Raw genomic sequence first — 22,938 nt, forward strand, 5'->3', positions numbered from 1 at the left:
CGAAAAATCGCTCCGCTTGCCGCTTCTGGTTTCTGCAACGCCTTGCACAAACGGACTCAGGCCCATGCGCGGTGCATGACGATGCCTGAGCCCGCAGCGAAGTCTATACTGCCGATTCGGTATTGCTACTTATTTGCCTGGTACTGATCGTTAAATTCCTTAATGACCGCGCTGCCGCCGGCTTGCAGCCATTTGTCGACCTCCGCCTTATAGCCCGCCTCATCGATCTGTCCCATAACGAACTTGACCATCATATCGTACCTCATATTGTCCAACTGCTGCCCTTGCTTCGAGTAGGTATCCGACAGATAGGGCTCGACCAGATTGTAGACGGCCACCTTTTCGTTTTCTGCTCTCAGCTGATCCCTTTTTTGTTCGATTGGCAACAGTTTGCTTGGTGTTTCGTTAGCTACAACGCCCACGTGCAGAATGTTCAAATCGCCCCGTTCCGCGCCGAGCTGCTGACTTTCCGGCACGTTGTCCATCTTGACCACCAACCCGTTTTCCTTGGTGTAGTGTCTCCCTTCAATGCCATAAAGCAAGAGATCTTGCACTTCCTGCGAGTTCAGCTTGTCGAGAAACGCCATGACTTTGTCAAACTCCTCTTCCGTCTCCACCGACTTCTTCGGAATCATATAAGTGCCGATATACCCGGTCCCCGCTCTGGCGCGCAGTCCGTGCCCTCCGTCCACCGTGCCGATTATTCCAATCTCGCCGTTCTGCTCCGCGATCCTGGCGTCGGCCTGCCAAGTGCTCAAGCTGCCGGAAGAAGCGAACAACGCTCCGGCCGATCCGTCGAGCAGCATGTCGTTGGCCGTGCCGTTCGTTACGACGGCAAAATCTTGATTGATCAATTGTTCGTCATACAACTTCTTCATAAATTGCAAAGATGCCATATAGCCGTCTGTCATAAAATCGGGAGTCAGATTGCCGGATGCGTCTTCTCCCCAAATATTCGGGCTTCCGAACCACAGCGATACAATGCGGAACATGGCCAGGAACGATTCTTTGTAATACGCCATTCCGTACGTGTCGTCTTGCCCATCCTGGTCGGGGTCCATCGTCTTGAAGGCCTTTAGCATGTTGTAGAATTCATCAACGGTTTTGGGAGTCTCCAGTCCCACATTCTTCAGCCAATCCTGACGGTAGGCTACGCCGACCTGGGCGGGCGGGGCATACTTGTACAGCGCGTAATTTTTGCCGTCCACCCTGATATTGTTCATAATTTCCGCATTGGCGCGGCTCAGGTTAGGGTAATCCTGTATGCTCGGGCCAATCTCCCAGAACGCCCCCGCCTTGGCGGCATTCAGAATGCTTGGAGATTTGAAGCTCTGAATGTACATCAGCTGCGGCAGATCCCCCGATGCCAAAATCAAATTCGTTTTTTCATCGATTTGGGCCTGCGGCACCCACGTAATATCCAAATCGGTGTTCGTAGCCTCTTCCAGCGCCTTTAGAATGGGACTATCATCCTTGATCGCTTCCGGTGCGTATTGCATCAGCATCAGACTTAGCTTGAAAGGCTCCTCCTTCGTGTCCGTTTGCTGCGTTTGCTGCGGTGTCGTCGTCTGCTCCGGAGCCGCGCTAGCACCGGGATTGTTTTCGTTCTTTCCGGCGCAGCCGGCGAGCAAAGCGCCAGTCAGCGCGATCATGCAAGCGATCGGGATGAACCTGCCCCTTTTTGTTTTACGAATTTCCATTGTTCCATTACCTCCCTTTTTTTTTAACAACTATTTACTTATCGCCCCGAACCGGCAATGGAACGGAAGCGGCCAAGTACGCATGGATGCAAGCCATGGTTCAGCTAACCTTTAATGGAGCCTAACAGAACGCCCTTCACGAAATATTTCTGCAAGAAAGGATACAGCAGCAGAATGGGAAGGGTGGCCACCACGATAACGGACATCTTGATCGATTCGGACATTTGGCCCAGCACCGAAGCGCTAAAGTCGTCCGATTCCCCAAGCTGCGACGACAAGATGACCATCTGGCGCAAAATGACTTGCACCGGCCATTTCTCGGAATCGTTTAAATAAATGACCGCGGAAAAAAAGGTGTTCCAATGGCCCACGGCATAAAACAGCGTAAACGTGGCGATGACCGGCATGGAAAGCGGCAGCACGATACGGACTAAAACGCCGATGTCGCTCGCGCCGTCAATCTTGGCCGACTCCTCCAGTCCCGCCGGAAGCTGCTGGAAAAAGTTTTTGATAATGATCAGGTTGAATGCGCTGATCGCTCCGGGTATCGTCAAAGCCCAATACGTATCCAGCATCTGGAGATCGCGAATCAACAGGTAGGTAGGGATCATTCCGCCGCTGAACAGCATGGAGAAGATGATCATCATCATAACCGGCTTTCTGCCGAGCAGATCCCGCCTTGCCAGCGCATAAGCCATCGTCAACGTAAACATCAGATTGACCAGCGTACCCGCCACCGTAACGAAAACGGTAACAAGCAGGCTTCTCGGCACGGCTTCCGTCGAGAACAAATAGCGGTAGGCATCCAGCGAAAACCCTTGCGGGAACAAAATAAATTGTTTGGCTTTGAGTGCATGGGATTCCGATAGAGAAACGGCTATAATGTGCAGGAACGGCAGCAGCGTGACGAGTGCAAACAACAGAAGAAATACGACATTGAAGCTGTCAAAACATAAACCGCCAAACGTTCTTTTCTGAAATCGGTTCATCATGCGCCTCCCGGATTAATATAAGCTTTCCTGGCCGGCTTTTCTGGCTGCATAGTTGGCGGCCATCACCAGTAACAATCCGACTGCCGATTTGAACAAACCAACCGCGGTACTGTAGCTGTATTGCCCTTGAGCCAGACCGACCTGATAGACATAGGTATCGAATACTTCGCCCACGCCTCGGTTCATCGGATTCAGCAGCAGAAAAACATGCTCGAAGCCGGTATCCAAGAAATCGCCCAATCGCAATATAAGCAAAATCACGATCGTGCTGCGGATCGCCGGCAACGTAATGTACCAGGTTTGCTGCCAGCGATTCGCCCCGTCGATAAACGAAGCTTCGTATTGATCCCCGTCCACGCCGGATAACGCCGCCAAAAAAATAATCGTTCCCCAGCCGGTCTCCTTCCAAATAATCTGGCTTACGAACATGGTCCGGAACCACTCGGCGCTTAGCAAAATATTGATTTGCTCGCCGAATATCCGCTCCAGCAGCCCGCTGATCGCGCCGCCTTCCGTCGTGAACAATACGTAAGTGATCGCCACGACAACGACCCAGGACATAAAATGGGGGATGTAAATCATCGTTTGCACGAACCTCTTGAACAGCTGCTTGCGAAGCTCGTTCAATAACAGCGCGACGATGATCGGAGCGGGGAAGAAAAAGATCAGCTTATATAGGCCGATAAACAGCGTGTTCCTGAGCAGCATAAAAAAATCCGGATCGCTGAATAAACGTTCAAAGTGATCGAATCCAAGCCAAGGGCTGCCTCCGACTCCAAGGTAGGGGTTGTACTCCTTAAAAGCAATGATGACCCCCCACATCGGAATATACTTGAAAATGATAAAATAGAGCAGGCCCGGCAGCAATAAGAGATACATCCATCGATCGCGGATCAGCTTGCGAATCGTTTTTTGTTTGTTGGTCTTATTTTTGCCTGCAAGTTTGGCAGTGGACAGCTCTCCCGTTTGTTGACTTTCCGCGGTAACCACCGAATGTCCTCCTTTCCTTTCAAATCGTGTTGACTTAACGACTCCAATCTAGCATCCGCGTCCCGCAACCGTATATAATCATCTTCCTGCCTGCAAGAAAACCGAGGCGTGGCAAGGGTTTCGCCGCCCTCTACAATCCTTGTCGAGACACGGTCGCCGACGCTGTCTATGTCATGATCATGGCGGATAGTCGGCGTCTATCGTTCGCCGGAACCGCAAGCCGGCATGAAAAAACCTCCTGAGAGTCGCTCTCAAGAGGTTAGGTTTGACGAAACTTGGCCCGATATTTCCCGGGCGAAGTCCCCTCCATTTTTTTGAAATAACGAATAAAGTTTTGGGAATTGTTATATCTAAGCCTTTCCGCTATTTCGGTAATCGTAATGTCCGTTTCTTCCAACCACTGCTTGGCGATCTTCAAACGATGCTGCGACAAATAATCGCTGAAGTTCACGCCTGCCTCTTTGCGAAGCACGCGCCATATGTAGCTGGGATGATATTGAAGCCTGGACGCGCAGCTCTCCAGCGTAAGATCCGTCGTATATTCCTCATGTATCATATGGATCACTTCCGCGGCGATGCTGCGATACTTTTCGTTCCTGCGTTCGTCTATCAGCCGGATAATCGGTTCAAGAACAGACTGGGTGAACCACTGCCTGATCTCCTCTTTGGTAGAAAGCTCGAACAGCTTGTCTATAATCGATTTACTCTCCAAATCCATAATGCGCAACGATTCGCCCGAATCCTGCGCCGCGCGCATAATCTGGATCAACAGACGGACAAGCGATACTTGATATTCGTCAAGCCTCATCTCGCTGTTAAAGATCTCCTCGATCCACTCGTCCAGAAGCATGCGGGCTTGCTCGGCGTCGGTTTGCTTGATCGCGTCCAGCAACCGGCCTTCCAGGTGCTCCGGATAGATGGGCCGACCTTCTCTTGACTCCAAATCTTCAATAAAGAGGATGGATTCGAACCCCAGCTTAACCCTGTACTTCAACGCTTCAATGCTTTCCTTATACGCTAGCGGCAGATCCGCAAGACTGCCGTACATCCTGCTGATGCCGCAGCTGACCTTGAGCCGCAAATATTGTTTGACCGCTTGCTGCAGCTTCTCGGTCCGGGAATATACCTCGTTCTTAAAGAGCTCTTTGTTTGCCTGATTGCCTCCGAGCACGACAACGACCGTTTGTCCGGATAGAATGGTACGCAGCGTGTCATTCGACGACGACAGCTCGCTTATAATATTTTTAATGGCGAACAACATAAGATCCCTGTCTCTTTCCTTATAGGGGGTTCCTTCCAACGTATCGATCTGCACGGCCAGGACGCCCACATTTTTCCACAAATCGGTGCGGCCGAGCATGTTCAAGCGATCTTTCATCTCGCTCGCCCGAATTTCGCCCTGAAGCAGCTTGACCATGAAGAAATCGCTCAGCGGTTCGATTTGTCGGTTTAATTGCTCCGTAAGCCGGCTTTCGTTCCAGCTTAATTGATTGATCCGATCGCCGATAAAGCCGAATTCATCCGTTTCGCGCTTCGCCGTGTCGGGCAAACCGACCATGCTGGCGGTTAATTCGTACAAGCCTCTGACCGGCCTGTACATTCGGAAGGAAACGATGCTCGATATCAGAGCCGTGACGGCGAGAACGGACAAGCTCATGATAAGCGCGAACCAGCCAATCACTCGCGACTCCTTGGTAATCTCTTTAATCGGGGTAACCGACAGATAGGTCCAACCGTTATAGCCGGATTTGATAAAGCTGATCGCCGACATGTCTCCATCGATCTTGGATTCCATGGAGCCGGATGAAACGTCTTTGGCAAACCTTTCATCCAGGCTCAATGAAGAGTTCCACAGCGTGCCTATGGCTTCCTCGTCTGCCGCGGCCAACACGCGGTTATGCTCATCCAGTACCATGACGTTACCCGGTTGCGCGTTCTTCAGAATTAATCGGTTAATGTCGCTGCTGGATGTCCGAACCATCAGCAATCCGGAGGGCATGTTCAGATTCAGCGGAATTTTTATAATCAGACTCACTTCGTCCGGCTCGCTGTCCGCAAGCTGATCCGCACCGCTTACCCAATAGGAATTTTCCGGCCGATTGACGAGATAATCGAGTTCATCCTCGCCCATCGCGTCGCTTACCGAACTCAAACCATCCGGAGCGACGACCCAATTTTGGCTAATACTGATCAGCTGCGGTTTGAACATCTCCATCTGAATGCCGGACAAAGCCGTCAAATCCATTTGAATATCTTCGATTAGAGAGAAGTCATGGAAGGTCAGCGGTTTATCTATGTTCGTGTTGACCAATGATGAATTAGCGAAGCGGACGCCGGAATGCTGCAAGGTCTTGAGCATTTGCTCCACCGTCAGTTGCGTCTGCTGCAACAGTTGTAAATCGGCTTCGTAGACCTTCTCCTGTACGTCGGATGACCACTTGGAGTAAGAGAAACCGCCGAGCAATACGACAGGAAGCAATCCGATGAGCAAGCTGAAGCCCAGCAACCTGCGCAAATAACCTGGCAACCTAATCATGACCACCCCCCGGGAAATTGCGCTATGCCATGAAGTATAGCATAATCGAAACTTGTTGTAAGAGGAATAATCACTTCCTTTCCTTGAAGGCTTCTCGATTGAACAGCTTATGACACCTAACAAAGGAACGCGGGAAAAGAGCCTCCTACTCAAATCGCGGGAGACTCGGATGGCTACGGCAAATCCATACTCTCAATCATTAACTCGTACCATTCTTCTTCAGCGATTGAATGCAACGTCAGTTCAAGCGTTCCCGCTGTTACTCTCTTGACGTCAACAGCTTGACCATTGCATATAGCCCGATAACGGCTGCCCGGGTTCATGGTTGCAATGACATTAAAACCTTTACTAGAATTATTGCGCAACAGAGCCCGGCAGGTTCGATTGTCGTCTTCGAAGCTGCAGAAACTCACCCATGTGTTAAAACCCACTGTAAGTCGTCCTGGTCTGTAATAGGCCGAGAACCAGTTCAGCACCGGCGAAGAGAGACCCCCAAATTGATGCCAGCCCGCGCCTTTCCCGGACTGAACGATAAAGTGTTCAAAACAATGATAGGTGTCTTCCGTTTCCCGTTTCCAGAGCGCAAGAGCGGTATCGGCTATTTTCCTTGCCTTGCCCGCCTCGCCTAAATCAAGCATTGTTTTCCAAAGGAACCACTGATGCGGCATCCACACCGCACCGTTCCAATATCCGTCCCCTTTGAAATAAGGCGCGGTCTGATCCACGGAAGAAATGCCAATCGGCGTCCATAAACGCTGCTCATCGAACATATGGGACATGATGCGCGAAGTCTGATGTTCACTGCATATCCCCGCCACCAGCGGCGCTATGCCGTCGATGCCCATATTGAAATTCGCTCCGGATTCATGGCGCAATATATCAAGGGGGTTGCCTTGTTCATCGTGAAGCAAGTAGCCAAAATACCCCGACTCTTCGTCCCAGGTGTAGGCTTGAATCGCTGATGTCATGCTGGCGATATCTTGATCGTAACCATCTAAATCGTCTTCCAACCTGCCCAATTCCAATGCAGCCATTCTTAATATTTTCGCGGCGCGTATGCAGTGAGAGGTCGTTACGGTCGGGGCTGTCTTCCTGCATATCCCTTTATCGTGTATGTACTGCTGCGGAGGGTAATCATCCCATCCGCCGGAATTATAGAAATAATCCCAGGTATTCAGCAGTCCTGAACTCAACCTGCCGATTGTTGAACTGCCTAAACGTCCAATCATGAACAGGTAGTATTGTCGAAGCCTAGGGTAGAAAAACCGTAGGAGCTCTCGCGACTGGGTCCGGTTCCACAGCTCCTGATACAGATACATCTGTACGGGCACCGGACTGCCGTGGTGAATGAAAGCCGCATGCGGATCGCCCGGCTCGGTTACGTAAGCATTCAAGCTCTCGATAGCCCGCTCCAAATCCAGTTCCGCATACCCGAGACCAATAAAGCCCGAATCCCATGTATACAGGCTGTCCCACCATCTGCCCGGCGTACTGTGTTTGATATACGATCTTTTTACGTACACCGGGTATACAACATTCATCAGCAGCGTAGCTGCCATCCGTTCTTGGCTGAATACGTACTGCGAGCCGGCCGAATTGGACAACAAATCAGCCTTGCGGGAATGTGCCGCTTCATACAACCGATCCAATAAAAATTCCGGATGGTTGAAGTCGGCCAAATGTTTTGCAGCTTCTTCATAACTGCTCCCTTCGCAAACCATTCCATACAATACGGCAGTAGAATGCGCTTGTATCGTTATCGGTCGGATATAAATATCCGTAAAATGTCCTGCCCCCTCTCCCTTCAATACCGTTTGGGCATGATGGTGCACAGTGTGCCGCATAAAGCGATCCAGTTCAGCCGTTATAAATTGCCGAACTTGAAAATCCGCGCTCAACCACTTTAGTCCGTAATAATTGGAACTATTGGAATACTTCAGCACTATACTCTGCTTACAGGGTCCTTCCATAATTTCCGGCGTCGGATTCCATGTCACTGGAACAAATTCAAGTTCATTCAATTGATCGGCAGGAACAAGCGCGATCCCGTCCAGTTCCAATTCTATTTCCCCATTCGAGACTAGCTCCACGACCAAATCTCCCGATGAGTATCCCAGTACTTGCAGCTTCAACAATTCAAAGCCGCTGCCGCCCGTAAACTCCAGCTCAGACTGCATGGAGCCTTTCAGCTTGAATTGTGCCGTTTTCCCCGGTGCCACCCGATAACGAAACACCAGCCAAGCATCGTTTGGTACATTCTCGCCCGGAATCCGGTAACTAACCCTGTCACCGCGATCAGCACCAAAACCTTTAGCTAGACCCGATCCGCATACAAATCCATGTCCTCTAGCTTCACCGCGAAACCATCCGTCGTAAACGAGATTATCGGTCGGACGAGTTCGAGAGTATAAGAGGTCCTCGTAGTCCAACGCGTCCACCCATACAGCTCGATCCGTTCCCTCCCTTGTGTATTCGTTCAAAGTCTCTCCATGAGACAAAACCTGTGGGAAATGAATCGAGCTTATCAAATGCAGTACGAGGTTCTGAGTCCGTTCGGTCGAATTCACGGCTTCGCAACGAATCAACCTTGACTTGTCCGTTAACTTGCTGAAGGAAATATCGCAATACACTTCATCTTTCCACTGAAGTTCGTGCCGATGCGAAATATACGAGAGATCCGGCGAAGCCTCCCACGGATGATAGCCGGATTCCCACATGACGTTTGGCACATCCACCTTGCGGCGGTAAAACCCGGGAATGACGCTTAAGTCAAAACGAACCCCTTTCTGTCGATCTGCCACATGGGAGATCCCAATGTACTTTTTGCTGTATGGCCCCCAGTCGGACAAAGACAAGTCATGCGAGCCTTTCAAATGTTCCAAAAATATTCACCTCATTTATATGGCCAACGCTCATATCGTTAAGTTGCCACGCCTAAAGCCACTATATTGTGAGGTAAGGATAACTGTCTATAATCATTTGCATGCTTAGGACTATAATGTTGCTAAACTTAAACGAGAGGATCGAGGACCTGAACAGGATAACTGATAGATCCGCTTTATGGAGCCCACAAGATACACATTTTATACACACGATTGTATCTCGGCACAGATTCCACCGGTTAAATGTCCGCAACCGAACGATAGAGCCAGTCATCTACGACTCGTACAGATAGTGATTTGAAAGAGTTCAACTTAGGTAATCTGTATCCAGCATTTTGGTGTATAATGATGGGGAAATTAAACAATTGGGGGAGATTTATCTTGAAAAGAAAGATTGCATTAATCAGTTCGGTGCTATTTCTGCTCGTAAGCAGTATCATTAGTGCGCATCCAGGCAGAACAGACTCGTCTGGAGGGCATACATGCAGAACGAACTGCGAGAAATGGGGTCTTGAATATGGCGAGTATCACTATCACAATGGGGGTGGTAGTAGCTCTTCATCAACATCATCCACTTCGTCTTCTTATGTGCATGTTGACACAAGGAGTGAAGAAGAAAAAGAGGCTGACGGTTACATCTGGCAAGGTAATTATTATTTTAAACAATCTAGCTACTATAATGCATTCTTTTACTTCTTGAAGGCTAAATCGACAGTATATAGTTGGAAAGTCGATTATTCTAATTATACGACTGCTGCACAAAAGGTAGCAGATCAAGCAATAGCCTTCATGAATAAAGACAACTTAGTATCTGCAAAGCAGTATTTCGATCTTTTGGCACAAGATACTGTTTTAGCTTATACATACAAAGTTTCAGCAAACATCGAATGGATAACAGAGAGACAAGCTTTCTTGAACGCTTTTGGTGATGCACGCTGGTATTACTCTCAGAAAAACTACATTAATGCGGTTTTACTGGCTGATCAAAAGATGAACCAGGGACTTTCCAATAATCCCCATGCAATTGAATTTATGAATGATTCTTCACTTAAACTTTCACAACAAGCCTATGGAGCATTTCTCAAAAAGGATTATGAGCTTTCTCTAAAGTGTTACACAGTTCTCGCAAATTCGAAGTTTGCGCCTGAAAAGTTGAAGAACGGAGCCGCGGTCAACGTTAAAATTGTACAAAGCTATATGGAATAAGTAAAAGGGGTAACGCTTTTTTCAAAATATCTTACCACAAGCCTCGATTTGTATTAAAAAAGCGATAGCCCAGGACAACAAAGCCCTGTGCTATCGCTTGTACATTGAACTAACGTCTCCCGATAGCTCAATGAGGAATGAATGAAGTTAGTCCTAATTTATCTATGAGGAAGTCTCCATGTTCAATTTTCACTATTTTCTTATCGCTACTAAATTCCCATCCATTTTCAATCGCATATCTCATTAAAAGTTCACAATTACTTGGCTTATGAGGGATGAATTTCCAGCCACTTTGCCATGTGAATAAGACCTCAAAATATGAGGTTCTTGAAGAATAGGCCTTAAAATTCACAAATTTATTACTAGGAAACTCGTTAATAACGCAGTGAAATTGAGAACCATCTATCCTTATCTTTTTAGTTCTTTTGCAGAATGTTTTCCTCATTGATATGCCTCCTGATTATGACATTTTCAAATAAGGCTAATCATTCTGTTACCGCATAAATGAGGTTATTCAACAGTCTGAGAGATCCCGCTAAACCTTCCTCCGTCGCTGAACAATGGCATCTACATAAAGTTGGTTACATAAGTCATAGACTACGTTCAAATGCAGACAAATCATGGAGAGATAGCTATACCTGCATACAATTCTTATTGCAAACTTCCCGGCAAAATCGCACCTTGATGTCCCAGCAACTCAAGCGTATCATCGAGATTTACTTGGCGAACCGATATGCCTTGCGCCGCCGCAAGAGCGGCAGCCGCTCCAGCAGCCTGTCCCGTCGCCATGCACGTTGCCTGCACCCGGTAGGCCGAGCTCGCCTCGGTGTCGCCAGAGATACAGCGACCCGCAACCAATAGTCTGTCGCTGCCGCGCGGAATGAGGGCGCCCATTGGGATCGTCGGAAATACGCCAGGCCGGAGCGGTCGAATGTCCGTCGTATTATCTCCATGCCGATGGATGTCGATCGGATAGAAGCTGTGGCAAACCGCGTCCGGCCAATGATATCCGCTCGTATACTCCGACAGAGTCACCCTTTGTTCGCCTACAACCCGCCAAGTCTCGCGAATGCCGCATTCATTGGCGACAAAGTTCACTTGCACTCCCTCGCAGCCAGGCACTTTGCGCAAGAATTCATAGATTCGCATGAGCGATGCGCGTCCCTTGAGCTCGGCTGTCGAACGCGAGACGGAATCCGCGCCATCGATATTCGTAATATGCATGCAGTTCCCGCCGCGCGATCGCAGCTCCTTCATGAAAGGTACCGCTCCCGGCAAATGATCCGTATGCAAGATGCGACCTGCGGCCAGCTCCATGTTATAAAGCTCAGCCAGCCTTTCCTGATCCACATCCTCCAGCCGATAACCGCCGATTTCATAAATCAACGTCCCCGGTTGAAGATGTTCCCCGCGTTCCCGCTCGTAGCCCATCAAGCCGGCCATGTTGGCATCGCCGGTTGCATCGATGACGGTTTTGGCGCGCAGGATGCTTAAGCCGGATTTGCCAGCTACGACAAGATGAACGCGATCATCCTCCAGATACGCATCGGCCGGCATTTCGTGAAAGCGAAGCGTCACACCTGCCTTCACGCAAAACTCGTCCAGTATGGCGCTGTACACGAATTTATTGACGAGAATTTGATGCTCCCAATGACGATGGTTCTCGTAAGGGGTGTCGAAGTCCGGCATGACGGCGCCGCCGCGCCGCGCCGCTTCCTCCAGGACTTCCCAACCTATGCCCTTGATGACTTGCTTCCCCCAGGCATGAAACAAACCGGGAAAGTTGACGGCCGACACCACCGTTGTTCCGCCAAGGATGCCGTTCTTCTCGATGAGGACGGTTCTGGCTCCGGACCTGCCTGCCTGTATGGCGGCCATGCAGCCCGCGGAGCCGCCTCCCACGACAAGCACATCGTATTCGTCCGTTACGGCGAGGTCGCGCCGGAAAGAAACGCTATTCATGCCGATCACCTCATTATTTGATAAATTCCAGTTCCCTCAGCGATTTTTCCGCCTCTTGCAAATATTTGTCCAATTGGAACGTTCCGCGAAGCGTCTTAATGAAGTCGCCCATCTCGGAGACAGGACGTTTGCCATAGACGAACTTGATCATCTCTTCTTCTTCGAATTTCGTTTTATCCGCTGGATTGACGCCTTCCGGAGTGGAGACGAAATTCGTGTATACGCTAATATAGGGAAGTTTATTGGTGAATTCGAAATACGGCGCCAAGTCTCTGAACTTCGTGTTCAGATATTCCATTTCCACGCGACCCGTCGTTTGGTGGATACTCGCATGCCCCATCTCCGACAGTCCCGCTTCGATAATTTCGATCTGGCCATCCACCACTTTGTAGTTGCGGTCCTCGATGCCGAAGTTAACAAGGGTTTGTCCATCTCCGCCGGATACATAGTTGATATACTCCAGAACCTTTTCTACTTTCTTGGGTTCGCTCTCCAGCGACTTAGGAATAACAAGTCTCAGATTCGTGCCGCCTTCATCAAAGAAATCGGCGAATTTTCCGCCGGGACCCGTCATGGCGTCCAACTGCGTCCACTCTTGATTCGGATTGATGGCATTCATTTTCTCGACCATATCCGGACGTTTCATATGCGCCCAGTGCGCATACACGATGCCGGCTTGGCCTTTAAAGGCTTTCTCTTGATGCATAAGTCCGTTGTTGGTCAGAAACTCCGGATCGATCAGCTTCTCATTAATCATTCCATTGATAAAGGTAACGGCCTGTTCGGTTTCGGGCAGTTCCGTGGAGTATACCACTTTGTTGTCGCGTATCATCATCTGTCCAGGAGCCGCTACGCCAAATGCCGCGAACAGCGGGCTGAGCGTTCCGTTAAAGCCGTTGCCTGTAATGCCGATCGTATCGTTAACGCCATTACCGTCTGGATCCTTCTCGACAAAAGCTTTGGCTACGGCTTTAAGCTCGTCGATCGTCTTTGGAGCTTGCAAGTTAAGCTTGTCGAGCCAATCCTGCCGCACCCAAAACGTCGTCTGTACCGGAATCAGCGGGCGGTAAGGAATCGCATATTGTTTGCCGTCCACGACGCCTTTTTTCATATGCGTTTCCGTAAAGCCGTTCTCGGGAGTCAAGTGGTTCATGCTTGCAAGATAAGGAGTCAGGTCGAGCAAAATATCCTGTTCGACAAATTGCTCCATTTGCACTTTGCTTACGCCGAATACGTCCGGAGGATTGCCTCCCGCGATTTTGACGTTCAACTGCTGGTCATACTCCGTCGGAGCCGTGTTGTATTTCAAGTCCATGTTAAGCGCTTTGTTAAGCTCAGGCAGAATGATATCTTTATCCGGAGCCGGCAGCGCCTCGCCTTGACGGAACAGATTGATGGTAACCGGACCTGTGTCCTCGCCCGACTGATTCGGCGTATTGCCGGGTTCGTTCGAATTGTTGTTGCCGCATGCGCTAAGCACCAAAGTAGCGGACATACCGACAGCGAGCAAGCTTGCCATTGATTTTTTCATATAAAATACCCCTCTCATTTTTTATATATGCTAACCTTTTACCGAACCCAATAAAGCGCCTTGGGTGAAATATTTCTGGATAAAAGGATAAACAACAACGATTGGCAAAGTAGACAATACAACCGCCGCCATCTGCAGCGACTCCGTCGGCACGACTCTCTCGAAGTCAAGCTCCGGAAGCTCCGATTGGTTCAGCATCCCCCGCAATATGACCTGCAACGGATGAAGGGCATTATCGGAAACATAGATGATGGCATTAAAAAACTCGTTCCAGTGTCCTACGGCATAAAACAGTCCTACCGTAGCCATAATCGGCATCGAGAGCGGAAGCACGATCTTCCAGAGAATCGTAAGCTCGCTGGCGCCATCGATTTTGGCTGCTTCGTCCAAACTTTCGGGCAAGCCTTCGAAAAAAGTCTTCATGATGAGCAAGTAGAAGGTGGCTACGCTGTTGGGTATGATCATCGCCCATATCGAGTCGATCAATCCCGTATCCTTTACGATCAGATAGGTCGGGATAATTCCTCCTCCAAACAGCATCGTAAAGACGATAAGCATAAGCAGCACGTTGCGGAGCGGCATGTTCTTTTTGCTGAGCGGGTAAGCCATCAGCGTCGTAAGGATCAGGTTGACCAATGTTCCCACAACCGTAATGAATATCGTTACCTGATAGGCACGCGGGATCTTGCTGTCCCTCAGGAAAGTCATATACGTCTCGAAGTCGATTTTGCTGGGGATGATCGCGAATCCGCCATTCTTGACGACTTCCGAATAAGGCGTTAAGGATACCGCTACAACATAAAGCAACGGGAATATGACGCTGAGAGCCGTTATTCCCAGAATGATGTATACGGCCACCATATAGAGCTTCTCGCTTCTGCCCATTACCATATGCCTTCACCCCATCTCTTTGCAATTTTATTTGCAACCAGGACAAGGACCAGACCGATAATCGATTTGAATAATCCAATGGCTGCCGCCAGACTGAAATTAAGCTGCTCCAAGCCTGTTCGGAAAACATACGTATCCAGAATATCCGCCACGGGATACACTTGAACGTTATACATGATGTAGATTTGATCGAAGCCCGCTTCCAGGATGTGACCTAACTTCAGAATGAACAGGAGGATAATGACGCTTCGGATTCCCGGAAGGGTAATATGCCATATATTGCGCAATCTGCCCGCTCCGTCTACCCGCGAAGCCTCGTACAAGGAGGGATCGATGCTTGAGATCGCAGCCAGATAAATAATGGCGTTCCAGCCGAATTCTTTCCAAATCTCCGAGCCTACCAGAATGCTGCGGAACCAATCGGTGGAGGTGAGAAACGGCGTGCTTTGCAAGCCCCAATCCTTCATCGTGGCATTGATCAATCCCGTCGACTCCGACATAAAGATGAGCAGGATTCCGTAGATGATAACCCAGGAAAGAAAATGAGGCAGGTAGGTGACCGTTTGCACGAATCGCTTAAAAAATTTGTTTTTGATTTCGTTTAGCAGGATGGCAAAGATGATGCCCGGCGCAATCCCCCAAACCATCTTGTACACCGATATCAGAATGGTGTTGGTTAAAATCGTTTCGAAATAAGGCGAGTCGATAAAATATTTGAAATGCTTGTACCACGGATCAGCCCATGGACTGGCGAGTATCCCTTTGCCGATATTAAAATCCTTAAAGGCGATAATGGTGCCGTACATCGGAGCATACTTGTATATCGCGAAGTATACGAGCCCTGGCAATAACATCAAATACATGTAACGATAATTCCACATGAGTCGAAGCATTTTTGAATTCTGCATCGTAAGCAACCTCCCTGTACACAAATAATACCCTGTTCTTATTCGTGCTTGAACAGGGTATCGATATGGTTTTTACATGGGATTGTTATGGTCTTCGGGCTGCAGGGCGGGCTGACGAATCGTCACCCGGAGCCCCGAGCTGCCGCTTCTGCCGAAGCTTAGGCCGTAGGTCTGGCCGAAATTCGCCTTTAGTCTTTGACTTACGTTAAATAAACCGATTCCGGTCGGTCGGGCTCCAAGCTGGTCGTTTTGAATCTGCTTTAGCGCCTCAAAGGTCTCATCCGTACAACCGGGCCCGTTATCCTCGACCGCGCATACGATATCCTCGCCTTCCGGATACATATGAATCATGACCTTTCCGGTTCCAGGGGCCATCTTTTTCATCCCGTGCTTGACGCAGTTCTCGACAATGGGCTGAATAGTTAACTTCATGTACGGCATATTCCAAATCGTTGGATGAATATTGTACATAACCTGAAATCCATTATTGTTCCGGATTAATTCAATCATCAGATAACTTTTCACATGCTCGATTTCGCGTTCGACGGTGGTCATCTCTTCTCCGTTATTAAGACTGAAACGCAGCAAATCGGCTAACAATGTAGACATCCTTGCGATGGACGCTTCTCCGGCGACCTCCGCCTTCCATTTGATCGAATCGAGCGTGTTGTACAGCAGATGGGGATTAATTTGATGCATCAGCATTTGCAGCTCTAGCTTCCGTTTCTCCCGTTCCGAGGACTTTGTTGTTTCCAGCAACTCATGCATCCCTTTGATCATCACATTATAGCCGGACACAAGCTGCCCGATTTCGTCCTTTCGCCTCGTGTAGGAGGTACAATACTCCAGTAGGCCGAGATTCATCTTTTTCATGCTGGAGACGACGGCTTTGATCGGCAGCGTAAAGCTGTTTGTAATAACGGCCAACAAGATTGCGATTAAGGACAAGCTGATCAGAATGACGATCCATGTAAATTGTCTGAGCTGAAGGATAGGACCTTTGACGTCCGAGGTCGGTATCGTGGCGACAAGCTTCCAGCCATTGCTCCCGATTGCCATCGATGCCGCGTAGTAGTCCTCCTTCTCTCCGTGCATGACCCGGAATTCCTGTTGCCCGAGGAGCAGATCCTCTTCAAGAAGGCCGGCGTACGTATCCGTTCCCGATGTGGTCGTCCGCGGGAACAGCAAATCCCGGTTCTGCTCATCCACAATGCTGATTCGATGGTTCGGGTAGCGGTCCAGCAGCAGCAATTGTTCCCTTATTTGTTTGCCGGGAACCCGGATCGTCATCACGCCGATATCCTCGAACAGAGGGGCCCGCAAGGAGCGAATGGAGCGAATATAATAAAAATCCGAATGCACGCCGTCAAAGTCGGTACCGGTCTCATTCATCCAATACCCTCTTCCTTTTTGCTCCAAGGCGTGCTCAAACCAATCGATGTCCTTCTCCGGCGAATTTGCCCGAAGCACGTTGTAGTTGAAATAAGGACCCGGATCAATGGGATATACGCTCAAAAAGTAAGAATCGGACAGCTGATGCTGAAGGATGGCAAGCGAATTGATAAATTCGAATTCCTCAATGTTTCCCGCATTGCTTTCCTCCAATAGTTTCTGGAGCTTGTCCGAAGTGTATACATCAATGGACTGGCTTTCGACTTCTTTGAGATAATCCTGGATCCTGCTCATGTTATATCCCAGATTGTCGGACAGGAAGGCGGAAGTCATTTTTTCGATCTGTTCGCTCGACTTGCTATAGGTCATATATCCGACGAGAAGCAAAGGAATATAAACGGAAACGATAAGCAGAAAAAAGAGCTTCTTAAACAATGACGAACCGCTGAACATTCGATTTATTTTCATGGCCCCTGCCTATACTCCTTTGGAGTCGTTCCCGATCGTTTTTTAAATACCTGCCCAAAGTGCTGCAGATCCGTATACCCGACCCGCTCGGCGATTTCGTATATTTTCAGATGGGTTTCGCGGAGCAGACGTTTCGCCTCCTCCACGCGCAGATCGGTCAAATAATGCGAGAACGTGACATGGGTCTCCCGCTTAAAGAGCTGGCTCAGCCATACCGGATGCACGGCCAGCTCCGTCGCCACGCCCTGAAGCGTCAAGTTAGTGGCGTAATGGGTTGTCATATACTCAACAGCTTTCTCGATGATCGGATTTAAAGGGGAGGAGTTCAGTTGCAAGGACAGCTCCGCAAAATGCCGGACCATATAAGCTTTTATCTCCCCGTAGCTATCGCATTGGTCAAGGTCTACCCAAAGCTGAATCGTAATGGGCTCGAGCTTTTGCTTCAATTGATCGGTTATAGCGGCATGAACGTTGACAATCCAGTCTACGCAGGCCTGCACCAGCGCTTGCCTGTTATTGGAGCCGACGGAGACGGTTAGCGAATCGAGCGCGATGCCGATCTCCGCTTCCATCTGCCCGGCTTGCTTCAAATAGACGTACTGGGCCATTTGTTCGTAGTCGTTTCCTCTATTTTTCTGATCCGCTATGGAGGGGTTGTCCGAATAATACAAGATATGCCCTTGCTTGTCGACGCGAGCCAGCTTCATCGCTTGCACGGCTTCCTCGTACGCAATCGCAATGGCCTGAAAGGCGTTCATCCGATTGCTGATCCCTATGCATATCTTGATGTACTGATAACGAAGGAGAGCTTCCGAGATGGCGGTTGTCATCCCCTCCAGGTCATGATTGGCCGTTATGATCACCCACTGGTGATGAATATTTCGGAAAGGCAAAGAAGGCGGAAATTGCAGCAATATTTCTTCCACCACATTTCCGATGGCAAATGTATTTAGCTCGATTTCATTTTCCGTAAGCGGTTGTTTGGACGTTTCGACCCGATCAAGCGCTATTATCGAGTAGGCTCCCCCTGCCAGCCACTCCATATCAAAAAACTTGAGCCTATGCATCGTATTTTCGTTTAGAGGAACAGGGTTCGTACAAAGTCCCAATATGTACTTATCTCGCAATGTTTTGGTCCCAAGCAACGAATTGGGGTCCTGCTTGACCACCTTGTTTAGCTCTCTCTCGTCATAGATGGAATCGATAACGCTTAAGATTTTGTCCGTAAATTCTTGTTTGGCAAACGGCTTTAGCATATAATCGACTGCCCCCAGCTTGATGCTGCGCTGCGCATAGCTGAAATTGCTGAAGCCGCTTATGACGATAACTTTGGGATGATAGCTGCCATCCATAATTTGCTCCATGAGGTCGAGGCCGGTCATCTGAGGCAATACGATATCCGTCACAATAATATCGGGATGATGCTCTTCGATGATTTCTAATGCCGCTTCTGATGTGCCTACGGCAAACACCCTGTCGATTCGCTTATCTAGCCCGCTGACGGACTCTTGCATGCCATTCAGTATATCCGTCTCGTCTTCGATTATCAGGATATCCATAGGGTCCAACCTCACTTTGGTAGGGAATGATGTCTCTTTGATGATTCAATATAACGTATTATCGCAACTTGTTCAATTTTAACCATAGCAAGCTTTTCGCAAAAAAGCGGAAACAGGCGCTCGACCTCTCAAGGCTCGAGCGCCTGTTACTTCTTTTCGGCTGATTACTGAACGGCCACAGAGTCAATAAATGCGGTATTGTCACCGGACACGCTCGTACCTACAAATTTGATCGTATGGTATCCTGCTGAAGCGGCAAAACTGTTCGTCGTATAAGAACTGAAGCTTCCCGAGGTCGGCATATAGGAACCGATCAACGTTTGATCAAAATAAACGTTAAAGGACTGCGTCCCGCCGGAATTCGTGCGTTTCGCCGCTTGGAAGCTTAAAGTATAGGTTCCGGCTTCGAAATCGACGATTTGACTTATTTCGCCATGATCACCGTTCACGCTTTGCAAGAAGGCCGTTTGAACGCCCTCAGGCGCAGGATCCGCTCCGAATGCTCCGCCGTTTTTCTGAACACCCGCACGCGAGTTGAACGTCCAGCCATGCGTCATTGGCCCCTTGAGATAACTGGCGACGCTTGGCGTTTCAAAGCCGTCATTAGCGATAACGAGGGATGGCGGATTTTGCGGTTGAACCAGTTGGATCTTCACTTCATCAATGAAGGAAGTGTTATCGCCGGTTGAGCTGGTTCCGATGAACGTAATTGTATGGTTACCTGCGGATGCGGCAAAATTGTCCGTTGTATAGGCAGTAAAGTTTCCTGAGGTTGGCATGTACGAGCCAATCAACGTTTGATCAAAAAATACGTCAAAGGACTGCGTCCCCCCGGAATTCGTCCGTTTCGCCGCTTTAAAACTTATATTGTAGGTGCCGGCGGCGAAGCTTGCGGTTTGACTGATTTCGCCATGGTTGCCGTTCACGCTTTGCAAAAAGGCGGTTTGAACTCCCTCCGGAGCCGGAGCCGCTCCGAATGCCCCGCCATTTTTCTGAACGCCGGCCCGCGAGTTGAACGTCCAGCCATGCGTCATTGGCCCCTTCAGATAACTGGCGACGCTTGGCGTCTCGAATCCATCATTGATAAGCTCGGCAGCCGGTGGATTAGTCGGTTCGGCCAATTGGATCGTTACCGCATCGATAAAAGCCGAAGCTTCCGAAGACGTAACCGCTCCGACGAATTTGATCGTATGGTACCCTGCCGTTACCGTGAAGCTGTCCGTCGTGCTCGTCGTGAAATTTGCCGTAGAAGGCGTGAAAGAGCCAATCTTCGTATTGTCAACATAGACATCAAACGGCAGCTTCCCTCCATAACTTGTACGTTCTGCCAATTGGAAACTTAAGTTATAGGTTCCGGCATTGAAATTAAGCGACTGGCTCATCTCTCCGCTTAAACCGTCCCTGCTGATCATAAAGGCTGTCTGAACGCCCTCGGGAGCCGTTGCGGCGCCCAATGCGCTTCCATTTCTCTGAACGCCGGATCTTACGTTGAACTTCCATCCGTTCGTAATCGGGCCCGTCAAATAAGTAGATGTGCCAGGTTTCTCGAATCCCGCATTATAGATGGTGACAACGGGCGGTTCCGCAGGAATATCAAAGCTGAAGTAACATCTCTTGGCCGCTCCCGGGTTCGGGTTGCCAAAAACAGCGTTCGTGCAAGGCGTGCCATTCGTAAGCGTCTCGTAATGGAATAAGCCGTCTGCGCCATAAGCTACGCTTGCCGTTCCGGAGAAGCTGCAATCGAATCCATTCTCGTAAGCGCAGAACTGGTAGCCGTCAGGTCCGCCGCTGGCATCCGCGATCCGGTACAGGTTGTATGCTTCGGCCGAAGAAGTCAGGCCCGTCTTGAAGGCTACGGCTTTCAAGCGCGTCATGCCCGGATTCAGGAATATGGGGCCCGTGTACACAGCGGAAGACGAGGTCGGCGTGCTGCCGTTCGTCGTGTACCTGATCGTAGCGCCGGGAGTTGTTGTCGTAATGGTCACCGCTTCGGCAGACGGGTACTTGCCATAGGCAAGGCTGAAAGTCGGAATATCGACCTTCCCTGTCGATGGAGCCGGTCTGACTTTGACTAATGCAATACCATAGCTTGAAGGATCATTGGTGCTGGTTGCCTTGACCGCAATCAGTCTCTCTGCTGCAACTTGCGGCGCCGTATACAAGCCGCCGCCCGTAATCGATCCGTTTCCGCTGCCGATAACGCTCCATGTCACTCCGCCCGTGTTATCGATGACATTCGCGCTTAATTGCTGCGATTGCCCCCCGGTAACCATAGGCTCCAAGGGAGTAATCTCCACCTGGGTTTGGGACGGTATCGTCGTGTAGACCACTACATTATGTTCGGAATCAATGCCGGTATCGGTGAATGTAGCGCCTGCGGCGAAGCTTGCGCTTGCTGCCGGAATAATCGCGTTGCCCTCCAACGTCACGTCATCCCGGTACACATGTTTGTAGAAAGTCTTGCCAATGTTGACGCCGTTGAAATCAAAGGTAACGTCTTTGCTTGTTCCCTCCTTTGTCTCCAACACGATCGTATAATCGCCGCCGCTAGTCTTGAAGACGGCAGCCCGAATATCCGGCGAACCCGTGTTTACGGACACGACCGAGCTGTGAGCAGGGATATAGCGGGTTAAAAGGCTGGTTTCGTAGTAACGTTTGTATGGTTTCGTCCCGACAACCAGCGAATCCCACAAGGCATAATTGCCATTGGTGTCGGAGCCCACATACGGATCGGGAAGCCAGACGCCGTTTAATTGCCAGACTAGAGCCGCGCTCACCCCTTCATTGGCTGCTTTAATGACCGAATTAGCAAGGCCGCCGTCCCAGCCTGACATATCGTCCTGCGCAAAGCCGAATTCCGTCATCATGACAGGCTTGCCCCCGGCATGATTGGTGCGGCTGGCGATCGAGGCGCTTAAGCCATCATAGGTCTGACTATAGACATGGAAGCTGTATGCGTCGAAATACGCATCGGCATTCGCGCTCATATACTGCGTCCACGAGGCTACCGTCTCTTCCGGCCCCCAAATATCCACCAGATCCCGCAGACCATCGGCCGTTAGCCTGTCGCTGGCCTTCTGCACCATGGTGGCGTAATACGCCTGTTGATCTCCAGGCGATTCGAAGTCCCAATTCCCGTTTGGTTCATTATAAAACGTCAAATATTTAATATTCGTGTAACCGCGATTGTTAATGAGCTCGTTTAATACGGCGGACGTGGAAGCCGCATAGGCGTCCAGATCGGCAGGCGCGCTTATTTTGGCATCCACCCCCGGGATGCTGAACCAGCTTTGAATATCGGCGCCCACTTTCCAGCCGAAATTGAATTCAATCTCCGTACCGGCTTCCTTCAGAGCGTCCATATATTTGTAGAAGGTCAACATCTTAGGGCTGTTCCATGTATAATTTCCTTTCGTCGGCTCCATCCAGTCGATTTGGAACCACACCCGCGCGACCTTGGGTTGAAGTGCCAATATCCGTTTCTTGTCCATCTCCCAATGCGCCTCTTGATAACCGTATTGCGAAGTTCCTTCCATGAAGCTTACGGGAATTACGTTTACCCCCACACCTAAGAAGTCATCCTGCACGATTACGTTAGGCTGAATGCTGACAGTATGAGCCGCAGGGTTGGCTTGAAGGGGGGTTGGTGACAGCAATAACGTTTGAAGCAGCAGAACCGCCGTTAACCCCAATAGACATATGGTCTTAACTACCGTTTTGACGCCTTTGTCCATCATTTGTTCTCCCTTCGTCATTCATTTGTTTTTCCTTCTTTTTCGAGCTACTTGCTACTTGGGACTATCCTACATATATCCCATTCTTTATCGCCTCCCTTGTAATCGCTTTCATCTCCCCCCTAATAATCATAATCAACAAGAATATTATGGAAAATGTACGATATTACGAATGGATTGAGAAATC

At 49.5% G+C, this 22,938-nt stretch carries 13 protein-coding genes and 1 pseudogene; 1 reads left to right on the plus strand and 13 read right to left on the minus strand.

Annotated elements, in window-relative coordinates:
- Positions 1-125: 125 nt before the first annotated feature.
- The 5 genes from H7F31_RS31640 to H7F31_RS31660 all read right to left on the minus strand — a co-directional run bounded on the left by H7F31_RS31640 (position 126) and on the right by H7F31_RS31660 (position 9,100).
- Entirely contained in the window at positions 126-1,700 is a 1,575-nt protein-coding gene (locus H7F31_RS31640; RefSeq protein WP_187102079.1) for an extracellular solute-binding protein, read from the minus strand.
- Between the two features lie 104 nt (positions 1,701-1,804).
- A complete protein-coding gene (locus tag H7F31_RS31645) occupies positions 1,805-2,689 on the minus strand; it encodes a carbohydrate ABC transporter permease (protein WP_187102080.1) in 885 nt (294 codons plus the stop codon).
- A gap of 15 nt (positions 2,690-2,704) precedes the next feature.
- Positions 2,705-3,649, minus strand: a complete 945-nt coding sequence (locus H7F31_RS31650; RefSeq protein WP_261800588.1) for an ABC transporter permease — start codon at positions 3,647-3,649, stop codon at positions 2,705-2,707.
- A 292-nt stretch (positions 3,650-3,941) separates the two neighbouring features.
- Positions 3,942-6,218, minus strand: a complete 2,277-nt coding sequence (locus tag H7F31_RS31655) for a helix-turn-helix domain-containing protein (RefSeq protein WP_187102081.1) — start codon at positions 6,216-6,218, stop codon at positions 3,942-3,944.
- A gap of 173 nt (positions 6,219-6,391) precedes the next feature.
- A complete protein-coding gene (locus H7F31_RS31660; RefSeq protein ID WP_187102082.1) occupies positions 6,392-9,100 on the minus strand; it encodes an MGH1-like glycoside hydrolase domain-containing protein in 2,709 nt (902 codons plus the stop codon).
- Between the two features lie 348 nt (positions 9,101-9,448).
- Between H7F31_RS31660 and H7F31_RS31665 the strand changes: the two are divergent.
- A pseudogene (locus tag H7F31_RS31665) lies at positions 9,449-9,685 on the plus strand (YHYH domain-containing protein); the annotation flags it as partial.
- A 748-nt stretch (positions 9,686-10,433) separates the two neighbouring features.
- On the opposite strand, the gene H7F31_RS31670 reads toward H7F31_RS31665, so the two are convergent.
- The 8 genes from H7F31_RS31670 to H7F31_RS31705 all read right to left on the minus strand — a co-directional run bounded on the left by H7F31_RS31670 (position 10,434) and on the right by H7F31_RS31705 (position 22,772).
- The gene (locus tag H7F31_RS31670; RefSeq protein ID WP_187102083.1) at positions 10,434-10,751 is read right to left on the minus strand and encodes a hypothetical protein; all 318 of its coding nucleotides are present in this window, start codon (positions 10,749-10,751) and stop codon (positions 10,434-10,436) included.
- 206 nt (positions 10,752-10,957) lie between these two features.
- Positions 10,958-12,268, minus strand: coding sequence for an FAD-dependent oxidoreductase (locus tag H7F31_RS31675; protein ID WP_187102084.1), 1,311 nt, complete (start codon positions 12,266-12,268; stop codon positions 10,958-10,960).
- A gap of 13 nt (positions 12,269-12,281) precedes the next feature.
- Positions 12,282-13,799, minus strand: coding sequence for an extracellular solute-binding protein (locus H7F31_RS31680; RefSeq protein WP_187102085.1), 1,518 nt, complete (start codon positions 13,797-13,799; stop codon positions 12,282-12,284).
- Between the two features lie 30 nt (positions 13,800-13,829).
- Positions 13,830-14,690 (minus strand): carbohydrate ABC transporter permease, encoded by an 861-nt coding sequence (locus H7F31_RS31685; RefSeq protein WP_187102086.1) that lies wholly within the window; start codon positions 14,688-14,690, stop codon positions 13,830-13,832.
- Entirely contained in the window at positions 14,684-15,598 is a 915-nt protein-coding gene (locus H7F31_RS31690; RefSeq protein WP_187102087.1) for an ABC transporter permease, read from the minus strand. Before H7F31_RS31690 ends, H7F31_RS31685 begins: the two co-directional genes overlap by 7 nt.
- A gap of 72 nt (positions 15,599-15,670) precedes the next feature.
- Positions 15,671-17,458, minus strand: a complete 1,788-nt coding sequence (locus H7F31_RS31695; RefSeq protein WP_187102088.1) for a cache domain-containing sensor histidine kinase — start codon at positions 17,456-17,458, stop codon at positions 15,671-15,673.
- Positions 17,455-19,017 (minus strand): response regulator, encoded by a 1,563-nt coding sequence (locus tag H7F31_RS31700; RefSeq protein WP_187102089.1) that lies wholly within the window; start codon positions 19,015-19,017, stop codon positions 17,455-17,457. The genes H7F31_RS31695 and H7F31_RS31700 overlap by 4 nt, the downstream gene beginning before the upstream one ends.
- A 164-nt stretch (positions 19,018-19,181) precedes the next feature.
- Entirely contained in the window at positions 19,182-22,772 is a 3,591-nt protein-coding gene (locus tag H7F31_RS31705) for a chitobiase/beta-hexosaminidase C-terminal domain-containing protein (RefSeq protein ID WP_187102090.1), read from the minus strand.
- Positions 22,773-22,938 lie beyond the last annotated feature (166 nt).

It is taken from the genome of Paenibacillus sp. PAMC21692 (assembly GCF_014303795.1).
In the GTDB taxonomy this organism is placed as follows: Bacteria; Bacillota; Bacilli; order Paenibacillales; family Paenibacillaceae; genus Pristimantibacillus; species Pristimantibacillus agaridevorans.

Coding starts and splice junctions, on each gene's coding strand:
- H7F31_RS31680 (WP_187102085.1), bottom strand. CDS start 13,799: ATGAAAAAATCAATGGCAAGCTTGCTCGCTGTCGGTATGTCCGCTACT.
- H7F31_RS31655 (WP_187102081.1), bottom strand. CDS start 6,218: ATGATTAGGTTGCCAGGTTATTTGCGCAGGTTGCTGGGCTTCAGCTTG.
- H7F31_RS31670 (WP_187102083.1), bottom strand. CDS start 10,751: ATGAGGAAAACATTCTGCAAAAGAACTAAAAAGATAAGGATAGATGGT.
- H7F31_RS31695 (WP_187102088.1), bottom strand. CDS start 17,458: ATGAAAATAAATCGAATGTTCAGCGGTTCGTCATTGTTTAAGAAGCTC.
- H7F31_RS31675 (WP_187102084.1), bottom strand. CDS start 12,268: ATGAATAGCGTTTCTTTCCGGCGCGACCTCGCCGTAACGGACGAATAC.
- H7F31_RS31700 (WP_187102089.1), bottom strand. CDS start 19,017: ATGGATATCCTGATAATCGAAGACGAGACGGATATACTGAATGGCATG.
- H7F31_RS31640 (WP_187102079.1), bottom strand. CDS start 1,700: ATGGAAATTCGTAAAACAAAAAGGGGCAGGTTCATCCCGATCGCTTGC.
- H7F31_RS31645 (WP_187102080.1), bottom strand. CDS start 2,689: ATGAACCGATTTCAGAAAAGAACGTTTGGCGGTTTATGTTTTGACAGC.
- H7F31_RS31690 (WP_187102087.1), bottom strand. CDS start 15,598: ATGCAGAATTCAAAAATGCTTCGACTCATGTGGAATTATCGTTACATG.
- H7F31_RS31685 (WP_187102086.1), bottom strand. CDS start 14,690: ATGGTAATGGGCAGAAGCGAGAAGCTCTATATGGTGGCCGTATACATC.
- H7F31_RS31705 (WP_187102090.1), bottom strand. CDS start 22,772: ATGACGAAGGGAGAACAAATGATGGACAAAGGCGTCAAAACGGTAGTT.